The organism is Vibrio zhanjiangensis (genome assembly GCF_030161235.1).
Lineage (GTDB): Bacteria > Pseudomonadota > Gammaproteobacteria > Enterobacterales > Vibrionaceae > Vibrio > Vibrio zhanjiangensis.
In genome coordinates this window covers 52,325-76,613 of sequence record NZ_BSPW01000018.1, presented here as the reverse complement: position 1 = coordinate 76,613, position 24,289 = coordinate 52,325, and the positions used below count along the sequence as shown (strand labels likewise).

Below are 24,289 nucleotides of genomic sequence, written 5' to 3'. Positions count from 1 at the left end.
AAGGCTATCCCCGCTCTAGTCACGAGCGGGGCGCTATCAAAGCATTACTTCTGATTGCTGGCAGCGATAAGTGACAACAGATAGTCCGCAACACCTACTGCATTATTTTTATCCAGCATGGAATTGTGCTCTCCAGCCACCTGCGCGCTCTGAATCATCTGTTCCGAGTAAAGATTATTCACCGCAAGTATCTCTTGCATATGGGGTGAAGTCTCTTCACAGCAAAGCAAATGCAAACTTCCAGTACAACGACCTGAAGGACTGTACGCACGATTCATTATTTCCTGTTGCCTATACACCTGCCAAAAGCCATCTATGGAGAATCCACCTTGTTGACAAAAGCCGCGATCTGACAATGCTTTTGCAACGACCTCTGACGCAATATCAAACTCAAAGGTGTTAGGTTCAGGCGAACTCGGAAGCTCTATGCCTAACCAATTTGAAATGCCCAATAAGAAAGAGGTTTTGATTTCAATTTCACTAGGAACCTCAGTGATTTCCTCAAAGTTCTGATTTGTTAAAATAGTATCAAGAAGAATAAGGCTCACTCTGGAATTCTCGGCTTCCAGCATACGCATCACTTCAAAAGCAACCCTTCCACCAAAAGAATGCCCTACCAGAACTATCGAATCATGGCTGTGATTGGCTCTGATCTCTTGCACATAGTGACTCACCATTTCTTTAAAACAATCAATAGGTTCGCTATTTCCAAACATACCCGGAGCATCAAAAGCATGAACATTCAGTTTTCCTCGTAAAGCATTGGCCAGCGGCGCATAAGCCATCGACATCCCGCCCAGCCCTGGGAAACAATAGATATCGTTCTCTGCACCTTCACTAAAAGACACTATGGTCTGTGCGCCAGCGCAGGACTGAACTTTATTGATTTTATCCGCAATACATGCGGCCAGATCTGACAACACAGGCATTGAAAACACCTCTTTTACCGAAAAGTTTATCGAAAACTTAGCCTTAACTTTATTAACCATCGACACAATCAACAGTGACTGACCACCTATTTCAAAGAACTGAGCATTGCGGCTAATCGGCGTATTAGGCTTGACTAATTGCTGCCAAATTTCGGCCAATTGCAGCTCTATTTCGCCGATTGGTTGCTCATAACTTTCTTGGCCAATATCAAGCGTTGTTTTTAATAAAGATTTACGGTCAACTTTACCATTTGGTGTCAGTGGCATTTCTTTGATCGCCACAATGGTTGAAGGCACCATATAGTGAGGTAGGTCAGCTCGAAGACCTCGATAAATAGCTTGTTTGATTAACGCCCATGGTGTATTCACATTGGAAGGATTCAAGTCATCAATCACAACATAACTCACTAGAGCAGACTCTGTACCAGTGACAGAGTGGACACAGGTAACCGCTTCACTCACCCAAGAACTTTTCAGCAATTGAGACTCTATTTCTCCGAGTTCAACCCTGAAACCACGAATTTTCACTTGGGTATCCAAGCGTCCCATGTAACAAAGTGAATTCTTGTCTAACCAACGAACTTGATCACCCGTCTTATATAAGCGACGATTTTCACCATCAATATCCAGTTGGATAAAAGCTTTTTCAGTAAGGTCTAGACGATTAAGGTACTCTCTAGCAAGCCCCATACCTCCTATATAGAGCTCTCCACCAATACCGATGGGAACCGGCTGGAGATGATGATTTAGGACATAAAATTGGGTGTTACCAATCGGACCACCAATGACGCCCAAACCATCCGATAAGCGTATGCGCCTAACACCTGACCACACGCAGGTTTCCGTTGGGCCGTACATATCATACAGCTGGTGCTTATCCGTAACCAGTAACCCTGCTTTCACCGCAGCGTTCATCGCCTCTCCGCCGCATAACATTTTTAACTTGATGTCAGGTTGCCAGCCATTATTGAGTAACAGTTGCCATGTCGCTGGCGTGGCTTGCATGGCGGTAATACGTTCGTAATCAATAAGGTTGGCTAATATTTCTGCATCCATAGTTGCTTCTGTACTTGCGATAACAACCTGAGCACCAAGGGTTAAGGGTAAGAACAGCTCAAGCGTATGAATATCAAACGACATGGAAGTGACTGCAAGCAAATTATCGGTCTTTTCAAGTCCCGGATTAACAGCCATAGAAGATAGGAAGTTAAGCAAGGCCCCATGTTCAATCGCGATTCCCTTCGGTTTTCCCGTAGAGCCGGATGTATAGATAACATACGCTAGGTCAGTTCGAGTGACATTTGGTAGCGTTTGAGTTGACGCAATCTCATACTTTACGCTGTCTAAGCAAAGCTTGGTTACTGGCGTATTGAGCTGCTCAGAAAGACTTTCAACCGTTAAAATCAAACTTGGTTTTGAGTCGTCCAACATATAGTCGATACGATCGCTTGGATAACGAGGGTCGAGCGGTACATAGCCACAGCCCGCTTTACCGATTGCAAGCATAGAAATCAGCATATCCAAACAGCGATCAAGATAGATACCCACCAATTGCTTAGGCAAAACACCCACCGCAATGATATGCTTTGCGAGACGCTCCGACGCTTGATTCAATTCTTCGTAAGACAGGCATTGATCGTCAAAACGGGCTGCTATTTGGCTAGGATGTAATCGGACTTGTTGCTCAAACAAAGACAAGTAGCTGCCTACGTCTGGAAGCTCCAACTGAGTCTGATTGTATTCACCAAATAAAGCACTGCGCTCAGACTCACTGATAAGAGGTAGTGCATACACGTTTGACCTTGGCGACGCTAGCATTTCTCTTAGCAAGGTATCAAAAGCACGATTGAATTGTTCTATGGTGCTTTTGTTAAACAAGTCTCGGCAAAACTCCCATGCTAATGCAATGTTTCCCTCTTTTTCGATGGCATGTAAAGTGAGATCAAACTTTGCAACAACACTCTCGTCATCAGTCAGATCAATGCTCCTAAACAGATCTGTTTCGTGTCCTTTTTGCTCATAGTCGGTAACAGAAAGCATGATCTGAAATATAGGGTGATGACTCAGACTACGTTCGGGTTGCAACGTATCAACAATTTGTTCAAAAGGTACCTGTTGATGCTCATAGGCTTCTAACGTCACTCTCTTAGATTGCTGGATCACATCGATAAACGTCGTGCCTTCGATAAGCTGGCTTCTTAACGGTAACGTGTTAGCAAAAAAGCCAATAAGAGGTAAGGTTTCAGAGAATTCCCGATTGGCAACAGGTGTTGCAATCACAATATCTTGTTGATGACTCAATCGGCTGATTAAAACACTTAACGCGGCATGCAATCCCATGAACGTCGTTACTCCCTGTGACTTACACAGCGATCTAAATGATGAGGAAAGTTCACTCTCAAGTTCAAACTTAGCTAATTCCCCATGATATGACTGGGACTTTGGTCTTGGCTGATCAAGCGGTAATGAGTGGGTGAGTGGAATCCCTTTAAGCTGGCCACTCCAATATTCTAGATGCTTATTTTCTTGGCTTTTTGCCGCGGGCTGCTGCTGCCAGTTCGCATAGTCACCATATTGAATTGCTAAAGGTGGCAGCTTAGTATCGGTGGCAACATAACAACGTTCAATCTCAGAATGTAAAACCCCAAGTGACCAGCCATCTGATGCAATATGATGCATTGTCAGTATCACAACACTTTTATGCTCAGAGATCTCGACGAGATGTCCTCTGAGCAACGTATCTCGAGTAAGATCAAATGGCGTATTTGCCTCTTGCTGCGCAATTGCCTTAAGCTTAGTTTTCACAGATTCAGTATCTTGGTGGCGTAAATCTGAGTAGCCTAATCCTATGCTTTTCGGACAAGGATTTACTTTTTGCCAAGTCTGGTCACTGTGATCAAGGTAACTAGTACGCAAGATTTCATGCCTATCAACCACGTTAAGCAGCGCATTCTCTAGCCTATTTTTTTCAAGCTTTTCCTTTGCCTCTATCGTGTAGCAGATGTTGTAGTATGCGTTTGCCCCTTCCATTTGATCAATAAACCACAATCTATGCTGCATGTGGGTAAGGGGTAATAATCCGCTGCGCTGACTTGGAGAAATAGCAGCCTTTTCCTGCTCTGAATTAGTCTGTGATATTAATGTGGCAAAATCACTCAGAATTGGAGTCATAAAAAGCTGTTTGACAGAAAATGACACGTCAAACTCTTTCCTGACCAAAGCCAAAGTTTGAATAGCACGAAGTGATTGTCCACCGATATCAAAAAAGTTAGCAGTACGACTAATACTGTCTTCTTTTACCTGTAAAACTTGACTCCAAATGCTGGCTAACTGACTCTCTGTCTCTGAGAGAGGAGCTGAATATTCTATCGTTTCAACTCTAAAATTTGGCTGGGGTAAAGCTTGTCGATTTACCTTTCCATTAGGCGTCAGTGGTAACGACTCAAGCACTATCACTTGACTGGGTATCATATGGGCGGGGAGCACACATGATAGATATTTTGTTAAGCTTTCGGTGAGTTTTTTCTCTTCAAATTTTGATTCTGTTGGGACCACATAGCTCACCAGCTGTTTATCCCAGCTGTTTGCTCCCTCGATATCGACTGTAATTGACTCCGACACATTTTGATGTCTCTGCAGCTGGGAATCAATTTCACCCAATTCAATTCGAAACCCTCGAATTTTAACTTGGTGATCAAGGCGACCCAAATATTCAAGTTCACCTTGGCGATTCCATTTCGCCAAATCACCTGTCTTATATAGCCGCGCATCATTTTGAGATGAGAATGGATTCTCGATAAATCTCTCTTTGGTCAACTCAGGGCGATTTAGATACCCTCTTGCTACGCCATCTCCAGCGATATAGAGCTCTCCAGCGACTCCAATCGGCGCTATTTGCAATTCGTTATTTAGTACATAGAGTTGAATATTATTGATAGGTTTTCCAATCGGTACGCTAATATAATCTGCATCAGCCCGACAAGCATGCCATGACACATCTATGGCAGCTTCCGTTGGCCCATAAAGGTTATGCAATTGTGCGTGATGATTTTTAGTCCATTCTTTTGCCAACTCTGATGGAAGCGCTTCACCACTCGTAAAGATGCGACGAAGATTCGCCGATTGCGTTTGGTATCTACCATCGAACATAAACATTGCCAGCATTGGAGGAACAAAATGCAGAGTAGTAATTTGGCTCTGCTCAATGACATTCAATAAGTAATCAACATCTTTGTGGCCTTCGGGCTTTGCAACCACAAGCTCGGCACCAACCATCAAAGGCCAGAAAAACTCCCACACTGAAACATCAAAACTAAACGGGGTTTTTTGTAACACCTTATCCGTTTCATCAAGGGCAAATTCTTGCTGCATCCATAGAATTCGGTTAACCAAAGCTTTGTGCTCATTCATCACGCCTTTGGGCTTGCCCGTCGATCCAGAAGTATAAATCACATACGCGAGGTTATTGGAAGTCAGCCCCGAACTTGTTGGATTGGGAAAATGATTATCCGAATGAGAAAAATCGAACGTATCCAAATTTATTTGTAAATGATCCGCTGAAACTCTACCTATTGTTGCATCACTGGTCAGTATCACCTGGGGCTGTGCATCTTCAAGCATCATGTCAAGGCGTTCGGTTGGGTAGTCAGGATCTAAGGGTACGTATGCTCCCCCAGATTTGAGTATCGCTAATAAAGCGATAACCATTTCTAGCGAGCGATAGCAGCATAAACCAACTAATTTATCCGGCCCAACATTGGCAGAATGAAGTCGCGCTGCAAGTACATTGGCTTTATGATTAAGTTCTTGGTAAGTGAGCGAATTGCTTTCAAACGTCAACGCGATGCGATTTGGAGTTCGTTCAGCTTGCTGCTCAAACATAGAGTGAATCGTTTCTGAGTCAGGGTAAGGCTTGGCAGTGTCGTTAAATTTTCCTTCTAATAGTGCCTTATCGTCATTAGGAACAATTTCATGCGACATAATGCTTTGATCTGGTGATTGAACCAAGTTAGCGACCAAAGTAACAAATATCTCGTTTATTCGCTTAACCGAGTCATGGGTCAAGAGCGCTGTCGCATATTCCCAACCAAGGCTAGCGCCGCCCTGCTCTTCAACAAAATGTAAGGTCAGGTCAAACTTAGACGTGTGATGAGTTTGGCTTTGGTCTAGCGGTACAAAATACGGATGGCTATCTTGTTGAGAATCACCACTTGCATAAGTTAGCATGATCTGAAATAACGGCGAATATGCCAGACTACGCTCTGGATTAATTAGCTCCACCAGTTGTTCAAACGGCATTTGTTGATGCTCATAGGCATCCAAGGCTTTCTGTTTCGACTGAGAAAGCAGTTCGAGATAGGTTGGGTTTGCACTCAAATCACTGCGAAGCACCAATGTATTAGCGAAAAAGCCGATGTTACTTGCAACATCGAGATGTTCACGATTCGCAATTGGTGTGCCGACGACAATATCATTTTCACCGCTTAAACGGCCAATCAAGGTCGAGAATGCCGCATGAATAGCCATAAAGGGCGTAACGCCTTGGGAGTGGCAAAGCTGCGTTAACTTATCAAAAACCTTAAGCGGAAGCTTACCAACAAGTAGTCCTCCATCAAATTTTTGCTGGGGAGGGCGAGGGTAATCTAGGGGTAGTCGGTGTACCATGGGCAGTGAGTGCAGCTCCTGTTGCCAGTACAAACGAAGCCTTTCAATATTGTCACCCGAGAGCCACGTTCTTTGCCAAACCGCATAATCCCCATATTGTAATGACAAAGGAGCCAAACCATGGCTTTTCCCTTGTAAAAAAGCGTCATAAATAATGTTCAGTTCATTGATCAACACTTCAAGTGACCAGCCATCAGCCGCAATATGATGCAAAGTGACCAGCAGTACATAGGCTTGGTCATGTTCAATGACAATGCGGGATCGAATCATTAGATCTTCACTTAAATCAAAGCCTGTCTTCGCCTCTTGAGCAAACAATTGCGATATGACGTGTTCTTGATACTCGGTACTGTGACCGCGAAGATCATCAATGCCTAGAGGGAAAGTTGAGATATTCGGTCCAACTTTCTGCACAGACTCGCCCTGAGATAATGCAAACCGTGTGCGCAAAATCTCATGGCGATTGACCATCTCGGTTAACGCCCGATTAAGCGCTTTAATATCAACAGCTTGATTACATCGAAATACCAAAGGCATATTATAGTGACTGCTGTCATCCTCCAACCGATCGATAATCCAAAGTCTTTGCTGCATATCCGTCAGTGGTAAAGGCTGGCTTCGATCAACAGGTAAGCATGGATATTTGGTTGTTACAGCAGCGGCTGATTGGCTCTCAATATATTTAGCGAGATCGTTTAGTACAGGAGAGATGAAAATGTTCTTCATCGTTATATCAACACTGAATACCTTATTTATCCCGTTCAATAGTTGGATCGCTTTAAGAGACTGCCCTCCGACTTCAAAGAAATTCGCCTCACGACTGATGGTCGATGCATCCAGCTTGAGCACCTCTGACCAAAGCTGACACAAACGCGCTTCTACCTCACCCTGCGGCGCTTGGTAACTCACGCCCATGCATAGCGACGTTGGCTCTGGTAGCCCCTTACGGTTTATCTTGCCATTCGGTGTCAGTGGCATCGCCTCTAATACTTGAATAATCGATGGCACCATATAGTGTGGCAACTGCCCTTTTAGATGCTCATACAAACTGCTTCGCGCTTCATCGATTCGCTCAACCCACTCGGAGTTCAGAACGACGTAGGTCACCAGCTGACTTTCACCACTCCCATTGCCTTGGTAAACCACGCTCACCACTTGATTGACGCTCTCATGGCTTTGCGCCGCCGCATCAACGGCGCCCAGCTCTACCCTAAACCCGCGCAGCTTAACTTGATGGTCAGTGCGGCCTAAATATTCCAGCTCACCCTCTGCTAGCCGGCGTACTCGGTCACCCGTTTTGTACATCCTTTCACCGAATACAAAGGGATTAGCCACAAACGCCGCATCGGTTAAATCATCACGATGCAAGTAGCCTCGCGCTAACCCTTCACCCGCGATATACAGCTCTCCCGCGACACCGGTTGGCACCAGCTGATGCTGCTCATTGAGCACATACAACTGAGTATTGCCAATCGGGTGACCCAAGGTGATGGCCGACGCTTTCTCAATCCGTTTCACCGATGACCAAACGGTGGTTTCGGTTGGACCATACACATTCCAAAGCTCAATGGCATCATGAGAGAGTAATGATGATTTCAAACTCTCTGGCATGGCTTCCCCACCGCATATGGCGCGAAGAGGCTGAGCGGGTTGCCAGTTGTCATTGACCAACATCTGCCATGTCGAAGGCGTCGCCTGCATCACACTCACTTGTTGCTCGCTCAGCAAACCCGCTAACTGGGAAGGATTCAGTGCATCATCACTCGATGCCACCACCACATGTCCGCCCATAACCAAGGGCAAATACAGCTCTAACACATGGATATCAAACGACATCGACGTCACCGCGAGTAACGTATCTTCTGCCCTCAAACCGGGCTGTTTCGCCATCGACCACAAGAAGTTCACCACTGATTGATGCTCAACCGCAATGCCTTTTGGCTCACCCGTCGAGCCTGAGGTGTAAATCACATACGCCAAGTCACGAGAAGTCGCATCCCGACGGGCAATCGGCTCGCTCTCTACGTTTGCCCACTGGTGATGCTCCACCACCAATACCGCCTCCGTATAGGACGTCATCACTTGCTCAGAGTCCTTATCACACAGCACCAAACTCGGTTGACTGTGCGACAGCATGCCTTGTATCCGCTCTTTTGGGTAATTCGGGTCGAGAGGTACATAAGCACCGCCCGATTTCAATACCGCAAGCAAAGACACCAGCATCGACATCGAGCGATGAAGGTGAACGCCCACCAAATCATCTCTGCCAATACCCCGAGATTGAAGCTCATGCGCTAACGCATTGGCTCGTTTATCCAACTCTCGATAGCTTAAGGTTTCTCCATTAAAGGTGGCCGCAGGCGCATCGGGTGTCAGTAAAGCTTGGGCTTCAAATAAGTCTGCAACCGACTTCTCCCTTGGATAGTCTTGCTTGGTTTGGTTGTGCGCATAGAGCTCGGTCTCTCGCGTCTTTGAATCAACCAAGGGCACTGAGAACGCGCTGCGCTCAGGGTTTTCAGCCATGGCTTCAAGCAAGAGCGTAAAGCTGTTTGCCAAGTTCTCAATGCTGGCACGGTGAAAGAGATCTGTGCTGTATTCCCAACTCAAACAAAGGCCTGATTCATTTTCTTCAACATTGAGTGATAAGTCGAACTTAGCGTTATTCGAATTTATCTCTACATCACTAAAGCTCAGTCCATCAAGTTGTAAATCACTAGATTGATTATTTTGTACCGCCAACATGATTTGAAACAGAGGATGGTAGCGGATATCTCGAGTAGGATTGATTCTCTCAACCACCTTCTCAAAAGGGGTTTGTTGATGGTTAAATGCATCCAATGCAATGCGCTTGCTCTGAGTAAGAAGATCGATAAAGCTTGCGCTATCATCGTGCTGCTGGCGAAGTACCAACATGTTCACAAAAAAGCCAATCAGGTTTTCGACTTGTGTCTGATCTCGATTGGCAGCGGTTGTGCCAATGACAATATCTTGTTCACCGCTATAACGAGAAAGCAGGGCACTTAAAACGCCATACACACCCATAAACAGAGTGGCATCATAATCATTGCATAACGCTTTAAAAGATGACGCTAAGTTCATCGGTACATTAGTGGTTACAGTATCTCCCTGATAACTCGGTAGCCTAGGCCTTGCGCTATCAAGTGGTAAATTATGCATACTGGGCATGTCAGAAAGTTGTTGTTGCCAATAGGTAAGCTGGCGTTCAAGAACCTCCCCAGTCAAATATTCATGTTGCCACTGTGCATAATCGAGATATTGAACGTCAATGGGTTTTAGTGTGTCTCCCCCCCCCATAGCAGCCTGCCGATAAAGTTGGTTAAGCTCCTCAGTGAGCACTCCCATAGACCAACCATCTGCGGCAATATGGTGCACTAATATCAAAAGTATTGAGTTGTCTTCATCCAACTGCCATAAATGACAACGCAGCGCAGTATCTCGCTCCAAATCAAAAACGTATTCCGTTCGCAATTCAAGCTCTGCTCTTACTGCCGAAATAGCCGCTTCTATACCGCATTCCTGAATAACCTCTGCAAGTTTTTGCTTACTATCGATCACTTCAAAACAAAACTCGACGGGCATAGACATGACAACTTGCTGAGCCTCATCATCCTTTTTTACATACCGAGTTCGCAAAACACGGTGTCGTTCGATAATTTGCAAAAAGGCAGACTTCAGCGCTTCAAGATCGAGTTTTCCATGAATATGCAATGCAGAGGGAATATTATAATGAGCGCTCCCCCCTTCCAACTGATCGAGTAACCAAAGTCGCTGCTGAGAAAAAGAGAGTCTCCCTTTGGTCCGCATCTTATCTGGAATCGCAATTTTACTGGCTTGTCTCTGAGCCAACTTTTGTTGTTTTTTCTTGGCAAGCAGCTTTTCTACCAAGGCACGTTTTTCAGGAGATAGATTATCAAGTTTATTATTATTTTGAGTAGTCATACTCTTTCATTCCATTGTGTTTTGGGTAAAGAAAGCCCTACTCCTGCAGAGCTTTCTCTTATACTTTCAGAGGGATTAAAACCAACTTAGTGCTGATATGTCCTTGTTATCTTTATTACTCAAGAAGCGATTCCAAATCGTCCAAGTCGAGAGATTCCAAGTCTTCAATATCGAGGTCTTCTACTTGTTTGAGAATGTCATCCAGCATGCTCGACTCTTCCAATTCACGACGCTGATCAATCATGTGTGCAATACCTTGGATTGTTGGAGACGCAAACAGAGATTCAATAGTAAGGTCAACACTAAATCTATCTTTGATCAGTGCATTCATCCGCATCAATAGCAGCGAATTTCCTCCCACTTGTAGGAAACTACTTACAACACTCATCTCGGTATCGTTTTGTAACAATTCGCACCAAAGCTTGGATACCCTATGTTCCGTGTCCGTTTTTGGTGTGACAAAATCACTATCGACCAACACCTCAGGCTCTGGTAGCGCATGGCGATCAACCTTACCATTGGCATTAAGAGGGAATTGTTCCATCAATATAATATGATCTGGCAGCATAAAGCTTGGTAGGTTTTGAGCGAGTATCGCCTTGATATGCTTTGAACTAACATCCATTTCGGCATGTCCTATCACATACGCGAGCAGCTGTTTATCTCTCGATTGCCCTATCTGCCTCTCTCTAACCACGACTAGAGCAATATCAACCTCATCAATTGACATGAGCTGTGCTTCTATCTCACCAAGCTCAATGCGATAACCACGAACTTTGACTTGGCTGTCAGCACGACCGACAAACATCAAAGTCCCGTCTTGTTGCCAACGCACTAAGTCCCCTGTCCGATACAAGTAACCAGAACTCTCTCCATTTGGAATAAATGGATTCGAGATAAAGCGCTCTTTGGTCGTCTTGTCCAGATTTAAATAGCCTTTGGCGACCCCTTCACCACCTGTATACAATTCACCAACAGCGCCAACTGGCACGGGCTTTTGATTGCGATCCAATACATACACTGAGGTATTTGAGATGGGTTTTCCTATTGGAATAGGCAGGGTAACATCCAGCTCCCTTGGTATTGGGTAACACGTCGTAAAGGTCGTATTCTCTGTTGGGCCATAACCATTGATCACAGTTACACCTGTTTGCTGCTGATAAAAACGAGCCACTGAATACGGATTAACCACATCACCTCCCGTCAGAAGGTATTTTAAGCTAGGTAAACTGTGCTTGTTTATCGCAGCAAATTGGTCGAACAAACCAGATGTTAACCAAAGCATGTTAACCTGATAGTCATCAACTATGCGGCCTAACTGTCCAGCGTCGACCAAGCTCTCTGGGTAGACAACCAAAGTCCCACCATTGAGTAAAGGCCCCCAGATTTCTAATGTTGCCGCATCAAAGGTAATAGAAGCACACTGCAGCATAACGGTGTCTTGGGTAAGGGGTAGCGCCAAGTTATTTTTTACTAGGCGAATCACACCTTGTTGAGTCACTTCCACACCTTTAGGCATACCTGTTGACCCTGATGTATACATCACATAGGCAGACAACTCTTTCGTATTGGCTAACTTCTTGCGATCAGGATTTGTTGAAGGGGCTTCAGCCAACATTGGCTGAAGCCTAGCATCATCAATATTGATTCTGGTGTAGCGCCCTTCAATAACGGAGTTCGCCATACTATGCTGCGTCAGCAGATATTGAACCCCAGTATCTTGCAAAATATGCGCTTGACGCTCAGCAGGATAACTCGCGTCAATCGGTACGTAGGCTGCATTGAGCTTAACAATCGCTAGCAAGGCAGTAATTAACTCAACACCCGAAGGCAGACAAACACCAATACGTTGCCGAGCCTCAATACCTTGAGTAGACAGATAATGCGCCAAGCGGTTTGCTGCGACATTTAGATCATGGTAAATGACATTATGATCCCCATGAACAAGAGCCAGAGCATCTGGTGTTTTAGCAACACAAGACTCAAACCACTGTGCTATATCCCAGCTGCGATCATAGTGACTATGAGTTTGATTCCATTCAACTAAGGTTAAGTGTTTTTCCTCTTCACTGAGCAAAGTCAGACGTTCAAGTGCTTGATCACCTGAGTCGAGCATCATGGTCAATAAACGCTCAAAATCAGCCGCGACTTGCTCCATTTGCTGTGATGATATGCTTGAGCCTTGATACAACCATTTTATTTCTGTTTGATGATCGGGAACGACGACTAAAGTGACGGGGAAGTTAGTTTGTTCTTCACCCTTAGATTCAATCAAGCGCGGTCGCTTATCATTCACGACTTGTTCACTTTGACTTATCGGATAGTTTTCTACCACCACTAACGAGTCAAACAAGCTCTCTCCACTGGCTATACCACTCCATTCCTGAATATCGCTTAGAGGGCTATATGCAAAGTTATCGTGACCGCTTTGTGCTTTGTTGAGTTCCTGCAACCACTGTCCTAGATGACACTGCATATCAGCAAAATCTACTCGAACAGGCAACGTATTGATAAATAAGCCAACCATTGTTTCGACACCGGACAGAGGTATGTTTCGGCCAGAGCGAGTCGAACCAAATACGATAGTCTCTTCTCCGCTGTATCGATGAAGAAGCAGAGCCCAAGCACCTTGCACAACCGTATTGATCGTCACCTGATTATGCTTAGCAAAATGGTTCAACCGAGCTGTTGTTTGCTCATCGAGCAGTTTCTCTATACATCCATCGCTCTGTTCGCTATTGCAAAGCTTAGTCTTAAAGTCTAATTTGCATGGTTCAGTCACATCAGACAAGTAGCTTTGCCAATAGGCTTTCGCCTCTGATTTCGGTTGCTTCTGAAGCCATTTCACATAACTAGAATAAGGTTTCACCGCAGGTAGCGGGCCGAGATCAACACCTAAGTCTGCCTGATACAATTTCATCACTTCGTCAAAGACAATGGGTAAACACCAACCGTCCAATAGAGCATGGTGATTGGTCCAGATAAAGCGTTGTCGTTTATCAGGCAATGTTACCATTGCAAAGCGCATTAATGGTGCACGAGTGAGGTCGAGCGGTTTAATTCTTTGCTCATTGGTAAGATCGCTAAAGCGAGCTTCCTGCTGATCTTCAGCAAGACTTCTCCAGTCAAATTCTTGCCATTCAATATCTGCTTGTTTGGTGACCACTTGCAGCAGCTCACCACGGCTTGACTCAACAAACGCGGTACGGAATATATCATGCCTTTCGATAACCCTTTGCCACGCCAGCTTGAAAGCCGGAACGCTTAATTCCTCAAACAACATATCCATCTGACACATATACATGCCTGTGCCTGCTGCCATTTGGCTATGCATAAGTAACCCTTGTTGCATTGGGGTACTCGGATAGATATCGGTAATTTCAGAGTATTGTGATTCAAACAAGGTAATATCATCAGCGGTCACATCCACCAGAGAGAAATCCGATGGTGTATGCCCACCCTTATTAGAGGTACAGTGCTCGATGATATTGATCAAACTGACCTGATATTGCTCAGCAATCTCGGATACCTGCGGATAAACCTCGGCATCATAGTCAAAGGTAAATTCCAACAAGCCATCGACAACAATACCGGTAATTTCAATGCCATGAGTTCTCTGTCTACGTTTGCTGACTTCATCTCCCAATTGCTTGAATGTCTCTTTCTCTTCGCAGTCTGTGTTAAATTGACCTAGATAGTTAAACACCATTTCAGAAGGTCGATCTGCTCGGATAATATCCTCATCTTTCGCGAGATAACGAAGAGCGCCAAATCCAAGCCCTTTATTCGGCGTCGCTCTTAGCTGCTCTTTTATGCCCTTTATTAGAGTTGCAAGACCGGACTCTGGTTGAGTAGTGAGTAATACAGGATAAACGTGAGTAAACCAACCGACCGTTTGGCTCAAATCAAGCTCATCCATCATTGGGCAAGCATCAGCAATCACTCCTGATTCACGGCCATGACCTTCCAAATCAATTTTGAGCGTATGTTGGCCAGATATCTGCCTATAACTATCCGCTAAAGCCGCCAATAGGAGATCGTTGATTTGAGTGTGATAGCATTCATTGGACTTTGAAAGTAGCGCTTTGGTCTCCGCGTCACTAAACTTCAAGGTCACACGCCTTCTATTGGCATTCATTGAAGCATCGGATTTCTTCAAATTACTACAGGCTAAGCTGCCACTTGAAGCATTGAGCACCGATAGCCAATGCACTTTCTCGCGGTTTACAACCTCAGAGCTCGCAAATTCATCCATAGCCGATGCCCAGGCTTGATAGCTATCAGATTTAGCCGCAAGTGAGACAGGCACACCTTGTATCACTTGTTCTAGCGCTAATTGAAGATCTTGCACAAGAATACGCCAAGAAACACCATCAACCATTAGGTGATGCATAATCCAAAGTAGCTTGTCACTTTGGCCTGAGGGTGTTTTACACCAAACCCACCGAATCATAGACCCTTTCGCTTGGTCAATCATTAAGCTTGCTTGTGCCTTATTCGACACTTCAAGCATATGCTCTGCCCATTGGCTTTCGTCGATAACAGTGAGGTCTTCAATCCATAGGCTCTGCGCGAACGCATTGTCAGCACTGCGTTCATCTATGGCGAGATAATCTGCGTTCCACTGTGCATTTTTCTGTGTAAAGCTCAATCGCATCGCATCATGACGCTGATACAAGGAAGCGAAGACAGCGCCAAGAGACTCTAGATCGATTGACTCTGATAACGTACACCACTGTGACTGGTTAAAGTGATGGCGATCGGTTTCATCTCCTGCAAAGAAATAGTGATCAATAGGGAGTAATTTTTGACTGCCTATACTCTTTTGGCTGCGTTGATTTGTGTCTATCAATTGTGCAACTTGTGCTAATTCTTTTACCGTTTGATATTCAAATAAATCACGCGTTGAAATTTTATAACCCACTAACTTAGCTTGCGATACCACTTGCATCGCTAATATCGAATCGCCACCTAAGCTGAAGAAATTGTCACTGATACCCACTTGGTCGATGACTAAAACCTGTTTCCATACTTCGCACAATACAAGCTCAATGTCGTTACTTGCTGCCTCAAACACAGTGCTAAGTAAGGAATAATCGGGTTCTGGCAACTGCCTACGCTCAACTTTGCCATTGGCGTTTATCGGCAGTTTGTCCATTTTTACGATAGCTGAAGGTAACATGTATCCCGGTAATAAATCCTTGATACGTTCTCTTAACTCATTTGACTCGATAGTCTCTCCAGCATTTGCTGACCAATAGGCGACCAAACGCTTGTCTCCTTGGTCCTCACGCACCAATACAAAAGCTTCGTTGACCTCAGGCTGCTGTAGAATCACAGCCGTAATCTCACCCAGTTCAACTCTAAATCCGCGCAATTTAACTTGGTGATCAACACGGCCTTGGAATTCCAATTTTCCTTGATTATTCCAGCGCACTTTATCCCCAGTGCGATACATCATCTCCCCTTTAACAAACGGGTTCTGGATAAACCGTTCCTCGGTTAAGTCAGGTTTATGAAGATAGCCACGTGCTGTTCCAGTACCACCAATATAAAGCTCTCCTGTCACACCAATAGGAACAAGATTGCGTTCACTATCTAATACATAGAGACGCTTACCTGGTATAGCAGTACCTATATCAATCGTCTGAGTATGTTCTCTTATGTCCCCTACTGTGGCACAAACTGTTGACTCCGAGGGACCATAAGCATTCATCAGTTGGCGGCCTTGCGCCCACTTTTGTGCAAGCGGCAGCGGACAAGAATCTCCTGCGAGTATAAGATGCTTAACTCCCTGCCACTTTTGAGCATCTAAAGCAGATAAAAGAGCTGGCGGCAAAATAGTGTGGTTGACTCGATGACGGTTAACCACTTCAGTGAGTAACTCAGCAGAATGAACGTGTTCTTGGCTAATTAATATCAAAGAACCTCCAGCATTGAGCACACCCACCCAATCGGCTACTGCGCCGTCAAAGCTGAAAGAGGCAAACTGAAGTACCCTTGAGGACTCGCTGACCATAAAGCACTGTTGCTCTGAGATAGCCAAGTCAACTAGACCATCATGCTGCAGCATCACACCTTTAGGTTTGCCTGTCGATCCCGATGTATAAATCACGTAAGCCAAATTACTAGGGCTAACACCCAGATGATGAGCCGAGAGATTATCGACACTTTGTCCATCAGCGTCTTCCATCAACTCTGTAAGCTCGATGAATTGCGCGTCTTGAGGCAACTTATCTTGAACATTTTTGTCGCCGACGATCAAACTTAATCGACTGTCTTGCACCATATACGCCAAACGTTCTTCTGGATAGGTAGGATCAAGCGGCAAATACGCACCACCCGCTTTTAGGACAGCAAGCATCACCTCAATAAGTTCGATTGAACGTTCACAGCTAATACCCACTAGCTGGTCTGGTCCAACACCTAATTCCACTAAACGATGAGCTAATTGGTTTGAGCGGTGATTAAGCTCTTGATAAGTCACTTGCCTATCTTCAAATATCAAAGCAATGGAGTTTGGCGAAGCAGATGCCTGACGCTCAAATAGCTCATGTATACATAGCCCTTTCACTTCATTGTGTTGGGAGGACAAAGGCTCGTTCCCCAAGTCTAAGAGCGTGCCTATCTCAGCATCTGTAAGGCCATGTATCTCACTCATTTTCTCATCAGGAGACAGAGTTACGCCACGTAGCAATCCAACCAGATGTTTGGCCATACGAACAATCGTTGCTTTTTCAAATAAACTGGTGTTGAACTCCCATTGCATCTCCAATCCATTCGCCTGTTGCTCAACGTTGAGCGTCAGATCAAAGGATGTGGTTGAGGTTTGCTTGTTAACGCTGCTTGTTTGCACACCATCAAAAGCAAAACCGTCTTCAGGCGTATTTTGCAGCACCAACATCACTTGGAAGATTGGATGATGGCTGAGATCACGTGCAGGCTTTAACTCTTCAACTAAGTGCTCAAAAGACACATTTTGATGTTCATAGGCTGCCAACGCAGTATCACGAGATTGCTCGAGCAACTGTTGGAAGCTCTGACTCATATCCACATGGTTACGCAGAACCAAGTTGTTCACAAAGAAACCAATTGTCTGAGCAAGCTCAGACTGAGCACGGTTAGCGATTGGAGTGCCGACAACAATATCTTGCTCACCGCTGTATCGGCTGAGCAGCATGGAGAAAACCGCATTCAACCCCATAAACAGCGAGGCATTGTTAGCATTGCATAGCTCGAGAAGTGAACGCAGATCTTGAATTTCAAGATGCTCTATCACAACGTCCCCTGAATAACACTGCTTGGCGGGGCGAGGTTTATCAAGAGGCAAACTATGTACTTCGGGAATATCTCTAAGCTTCTTAGCCCAGTAGTTCAATTGTGAGGTGAGATGATCACCCTGTAGCCACTGTCTTTGCCAGATTGCATAATCACTATACTGAATATCCAGAGGCGACAACTTTGCCTGTTGACCTCGAACCAATTGGTTATATGCGTTACTTAATTCACCAATAAAGACATTGGCTGACCAACCATCACTGGCGATGTGATGCATAACTATTGTCAGCTGATACTCATGTTCCGCCAGTTTGTATAAGGCCGCACGCAGCATAATATCGTTACTAAGATCAAACTCTTGCTCAGTAAACTTGTGTTGCAGATCATCTAACTTCTCTCCTTGCTCCTCTTTAGCTAAACCAGATAAATCATGCATAACTAGATCAAAGGTTTGAACAACGGGTTCAATATGCTGGTAAGCATGTCCTCTTTGATCATTATGATAGGTGGTTCTCAGCACTTCATGTTTGGCAATCACAGCAAAGAATGCACCTTGGAGCGCTTGATAATTAACCTCACCCTGCAATGAAAGCGTCGCTGGCATATGGTATTGACTGCTACGTCCTTCCATTTGGTCAATAAACCACAAACGTTGCTGCGCATAAGACAAAGGCAGTAGCGCTGGTTTGTTAACTTGTTTTTCGATGCTTGTCGAATCTAGCCCCGTTAGAGTGGCGTTTGTGCATGACAAGGCCTGTTGATGAAGCACAGGTGCTCGGAATACGTTTGTTAGTGGCAAGCTTACCGAGAAGTTTTGCTTTATTTTGTTTACCAGCTCAATCGCAAGCAGTGAATGCCCTCCAACTTCAAAGAAATTCGCCTCACGACTGATGGTCGATACATCCAGCTTGAGCACCTCTGACCAAAGTTGACACAAACGCGCTTCTACCTCACCCTGCGGCGCCTGATAACTCACGCCCATGCTTAGCGACGTTGGCTCTGGCAATCCCTTGCGGTTTATTTTGCCATTCGGTGTCAATGGCATGGCCTCTACCACTTGGATAATCGATGGCACCATATAATGCGGCAACTGCCCTTTTAGATGCTCATACAAACTGCTTCGCGCTTCATCGATTCGCTCAACCCAGTCAGAGTTCAGAACGACGTAGGTCACCAGTTGGCTTTCACCACTGCCACTGCCTTGGCGAACCACGCTCACCACTTGATTGACGCTCTCATGGCTTTGCGCCGCCGCATCAACGGCGCCCAGCTCTACCCTAAACCCGCGCAGCTTAACTTGATGGTCGGTCCGGCCTAAATATTCCAGCTCACCCTCTGCCAGCCTGCGCACTCGATCACCCGTTTTGTACATCCTCTCACCAAATACAAAGGGATTAGCCACAAACGCCGCATCGGTTAAATCATCACGATGCAAATAGCCTCGCGCTAACCCTTCACCCGCGATATACAGCTCTCCCGCGACACCGGTTGGCACCAGCTGATGCTGCTCATTGAGCACATACAACTGAGTATTGCCAATCGGGTGACCCAAGGTGATGGCCGACGCTTTCTCAATCCGTTTTACCGATGACCAAACGGTGGTTTCGGTTGGACCATAGACATTCCAAAGCTCAATGGCATCATGAGAGAGTAATGATGATTTCAAACTCTCTGGCATGGCTTCCCCACCGCATATGGCGCGAAGAGGCTGAGCGGGTTGCCAGTTGTCATTAACCAACATCTGCCATGTCGAAGGCGTCGCCTGCATCACACTCACTTGTTGCTCGCTCAGCAAACCCGCTAGTTGAGCAGGATTTAACGCCACCTCACTCGATGCCACCACCACATGTCCGCCCATAACCAAGGGCAAATACAGCTCTAACACATGGATATCAAACGACATCGAGGTCACCGCGAGTAACGTATCTTCTGCCCTCAAACCGGGCTTTTTCGCCATCGACCACAAGAAATTCACCACTGATTGATGCTCAACCGCAATGCCTTTAGGCTCACCAGTAGAGCCTGAAGTGTAAATAACATACGCCAAGGCACTATAGGTCGAATCGCCACGAACCATCGGCTCGCTTTCTACGTTTGCCCACTGGTGATGATCCACCACCAATACCGCCTCCGTATAGGACGTCATCACTTGCTCAGAGTCCTTATCACACAGGACCAAACTCGGTTGACTGTGCGACAGCATGCCTTGTATCCGCTCTTTTGGGTAATTCGGGTCGAGAGGTACATACGCCCCGCCCGATTTCAATACCGCAAGCAAAGACACCAGCATCGACATCGAGCGATGAAGGTGAACGCCCACCAAATCATCTCTGCCAATACCCCGAGATTGAAGCTCATGCGCTAACGCATTGGCTCGTTTATCCAACTCTCGATAGCTTAAGGTTTCTCCATCAAAGGTGGCCGCAGGCGCATCGGGTGTCAGTAAAGCTTGGGCTTCAAATAAGTCTGCAACTGACTTCTCCCTTGGATAGTCTTGCTTGGTTTGGTTGTGCACATAAAGCTCTGTCTCACGCGTCTTTGAATCAACCAAGGGTACTGAGAACGCGCAGCGCTCAGGGTTTTCAGTCATGGCTTCAAGCAAGAGCGTAAAGCTGTTTGCCAAGTTCTCAATGCTGGCACGGTGGAAGAGATCTGTGCTGTATTCCCAGTGACAATTTAAGCCTCCATCTTCATTGACGAGCACATTCAAACTGATGTCAAACTTCGCCGTACGGCTGGCCGTTTTATTTTCCGTGAGTGTCAATCCACCAAATGCCTCACCCGAACTGAGCCCCTGAGTATCAACATTGAGTAATATCTGGAATAAAGGATGGTGCCCCATATCTCGACTTGGGTTAAGCAAATCAACTATTTGCTCAAATGGTAATGATTGATGTTCATATGCCGCGAGAGCCGTTTCTCTTGAACGCTCAATGACTTCACTAAAGCTCGGATCACCAGACAAATCAGTACGTATGACTAAGCTGTTAACAAACAAGCCAACCACATTTTGTAGCTCAAGTCGTTCACGGTTCGCCACTGGCGTACCGATTATTATATCTGTTTCACCACTATAGCGGCTTAACAATAAGCTGAGTGCGGCTTGCACTCCCATAAAGATACTGGCACCGCTATTTTGACATAGTTGCTTAAACTGACGACTCACCTCAAGAGATAACTCGTGGCTGTATAGATCGCCTTGATAACTCTGCTCAATCGGTCTCTTTCTATCAAGAGGTAATGAATGAACGTCAGGCAAATCTTGCAGTTGGGTGTGCCAATAGCGGGTTTGTCTTTCCAACTCTTCACCCTGCAACTGACTGTGTTGCCAAACGGTATAGTCGACATATTGTATCGTAAGCGGTACGAGCTGCGGTGACTCATTGCGAGATAAAGCATCATAAATTGTAGTAAGTTCTCGCATGAGAAGTTCTGAAGACCAACCATCTGAGGCAATATGATGTTGGGTTATCATTAGCCTCCAGCCATCCTCAGATAGTTTCACTAATTGTCCACGCAGCATAAGATCATTTTCCAGATCAAATACTCGTTCAGACTCCGCATTCACCATGATTTCTAGATTAGCTTTCTGCTCAGTTGCAGACTGTATTGATAAGTCTGTTATAGGCAGAATGAAGTCTATCGGTAACGGTAAAATATGTTGGTAAAGCTGCTCATCATAGCTGCGAACACAGGTGCGAAGTGCTTCATGACGTTCAATTAGGATCTGGAATGACTGCCGCATGAGGTCAGGCTCAACCAAGCCCTCCAATGTATATACGCCCGCCATATTATAGGCATGTCCACTTTCTAGCTGCTGCATAAACCACATACGTTTTTGCGCAAATGAGAGCGGAATAACTTGATCTCGGTCGACTTGGCGAATCGAGCTCTTGTCAGTGAAAGACACAGATTCAATCACAGTGGCCATCTCTGCAAGTGTTGGCGCAAGAAAAACCTGTTTTACTGTCAATTCACGGCTAAATTGTGCGCTGATTTTTGCAATCAAACGTACCGCGAGAAGTGAATGCCCGCCAAGGCTGAAAAAGTTTGCCTCAACACTAATGGGTGATGAAATACCCAAGACATTTTGCCAGATTTGTACCAATTGCGTTTCTACTGATGATCTTGGCGCTATATACTCGGCTTGGGTTGTATAGCTCGGTTCTGGTAATGCCTTGCGGTCTAATTTACCGTTCGCATTGACTGGCATCGCTTCTAAAACTGACCAGGCACTTGGAATCATAAAGCCCGGTAACGTAAGCTGCAGAGCATGCTTTAATTCATCCACCAACGATGACTCATCGTCAGTATAAGCCACAAGATAAGCCACCAGCTGTTTATCGCCGTGAGTATCTTCCCTTACGATAACGGCCGCATCTGCAACTCTATTATCTCCACGCAACGCGGTTTCAATCTCCCCTAACTCAATCCTGAAACCACGCAGCTTGACTTGGGTATCAAATCGACCAAAGAACTCCAATTCTCCATTTGCAAGCCAACGAACTTTGTCCCCAGTACGATAAACACGCGCATCTTCTTTTTTGCTAAAGGGATCGGATATGAATTTTTCTGCCGTCAGTTCTTCACGATTCAAGTACCCACGCGCCACCGTCATACCACCAATCAATAGCTCGCCGGGAACCCCTTCGGGGACAAGTTGCATCTGCTCGTCGACGACATACACATCTGTGTCCATGATGGCAAAACCAATCGGTACGCTGGTACTAATATCTTCATCGCCTAACCAATGTAGGGTCGAAGAGATCGTAGTTTCTGTAGGGCCATAGTTGTTGATCAACTGACAAACTTGTTGTGCCGGACCTGTTTGCCACGCTCTGGCAAAGTCTGCATTAAGAACATCCCCACTCACAACCAATCTCGAGAGCGATGTTTGGGTCCAGAAAACCTCATCTTCTAATACAGGTTCAAGAAGCGCTTTAGCATATAGCGGAGGAAACTCAGTAATCGTGATGGGATTGTCTTTCAACCAATCGACAAACTCTGCGGATGTCCACAGCGTTTCTGGACGTATATAAAGAGTTGCACCGGTAACCAATGCTTCAAAAACCTGCTCAACAGACGCATCAAAGCCGATATTAGAAAACTGTAGGATATGATCTTGATCGGTAATTCCATATTCAAGGCAGATGCTCTTTATGTGGCTGCTGAGTGCTTGATGCTCAATCATCACACCTTTCGGCTTGCCTGTTGAACCTGATGTGTAAATCACATAAGCGAGGTGTGACGGCGTCACCTTAATTTCATGCTTCGGTAGATTTTGTTCGCTGTATGCCGATAACATACCTTGAACTTCTTGCGTATCTAGCAGCATGATGGGCACTGCTGAGCCAACCAATTTACCTTTGTGCTCAGTTTCACTGATCACAAGCTTACATTGACTGTCTTCCATCATGTAGCTGAGGCGATCAACGGGATAACTCACATCCAAAGGCACATACGCCCCGCCAGCTTTGTGAATGGCAAGGATAGTAATGATCATCTCAGCCGAACGAGACAAACACATACCAACCAATACATCAGGTCCAATCCCCTGCTTCACAAGATAATGTGCAAGCTGGTTAGCTCGTCTATTCATCTCCGCATAAGTGATAGATTGTCCACTAAATACCAAGGCTGAAGATTGAGGTGACAGTGCGACCTGACGCTCAATTTCTTGAAACAAACACTGGGTGATTGGCCAAGTTTTCTTTGCTTTGCCTTTTTCGAGCAGCCGTTGATGTTCAACTGGACTAACAAGAGACAGTTTTTCCAGCTCTTGATTTGGCTTGCAGATGATATCCCCGACCAGTTGAATGAAGTTTTCCGATAATCTCTCGATCGTTTCTGGTTCAAATAAATCGGTACTGTATTCCCAGCCCAGATCAATTTGGGCGCAACCCTTGGCATCATTACTTTCCACAACGTTTAGGGTAAGATCGAATTTCGATGTTGTCGTTTCTGCTTCTAGAGGTACAACCGCAAATCCACCCAGACGTTTCGCCTCCGCTTCCATCGTATCGACCACCAACATGATTTGGAACAATGGATGGTGGCTAAGGTCACGATTAGGCTGCAGCGCTTCGACTAATCGCTCGAATGGTAATTGCTGATGAGAGAGCGTATCAAATGTATTATCGCGACAGTTAGATAACAATGTGCTAAATGTCTGCTTGGGATCAATTTCTGTTCTCAACACTAGAGTGTTAACAAAGAAACCGATCAAAGATTCCACTTCTTTCTGGCCCCTGTTTGCGACTGGCGTACCGAGAATAATATCTGTCTCACCACCGTAGCGATTTAAAAGTAAGCTGAACGCGGCTTGCATACCCATAAACAAACTACTTTCTTGCTTGTTAAGATAGGTTTGTAAAGCAGCAGTAAGGTGGCTTGGCAATGTCTGTTGATAAAACGCTCCCCGATATGACTGAGTGTTCGGCCGAGGCTTATCAAGAGGC

Annotated in this window: 2 protein-coding genes (1 of these 2 only partly in view); both read right to left on the bottom strand. The window is 45.4% G+C overall.

Annotated elements, in window-relative coordinates; genetic code table 11:
* Window positions 1-44: 44 nt before the first annotated feature.
* The gene (locus QQK21_RS04020; protein WP_284190916.1) at window positions 45-10,553 is read right to left on the bottom strand and encodes a non-ribosomal peptide synthetase; all 10,509 of its coding nucleotides are present in this window, start codon (window positions 10,551-10,553) and stop codon (window positions 45-47) included.
* Window positions 10,554-10,668: 115 nt separating this feature from the next.
* Window positions 10,669-24,289: the final stretch of a non-ribosomal peptide synthase/polyketide synthase gene (locus tag QQK21_RS04015; RefSeq protein ID WP_284190915.1), read on the bottom strand. 14,072 nt of this gene lie beyond the right edge of the window; only the last 13,621 of its 27,693 coding nucleotides appear in the window; the start codon falls outside the window, past its right edge; the stop codon is at window positions 10,669-10,671.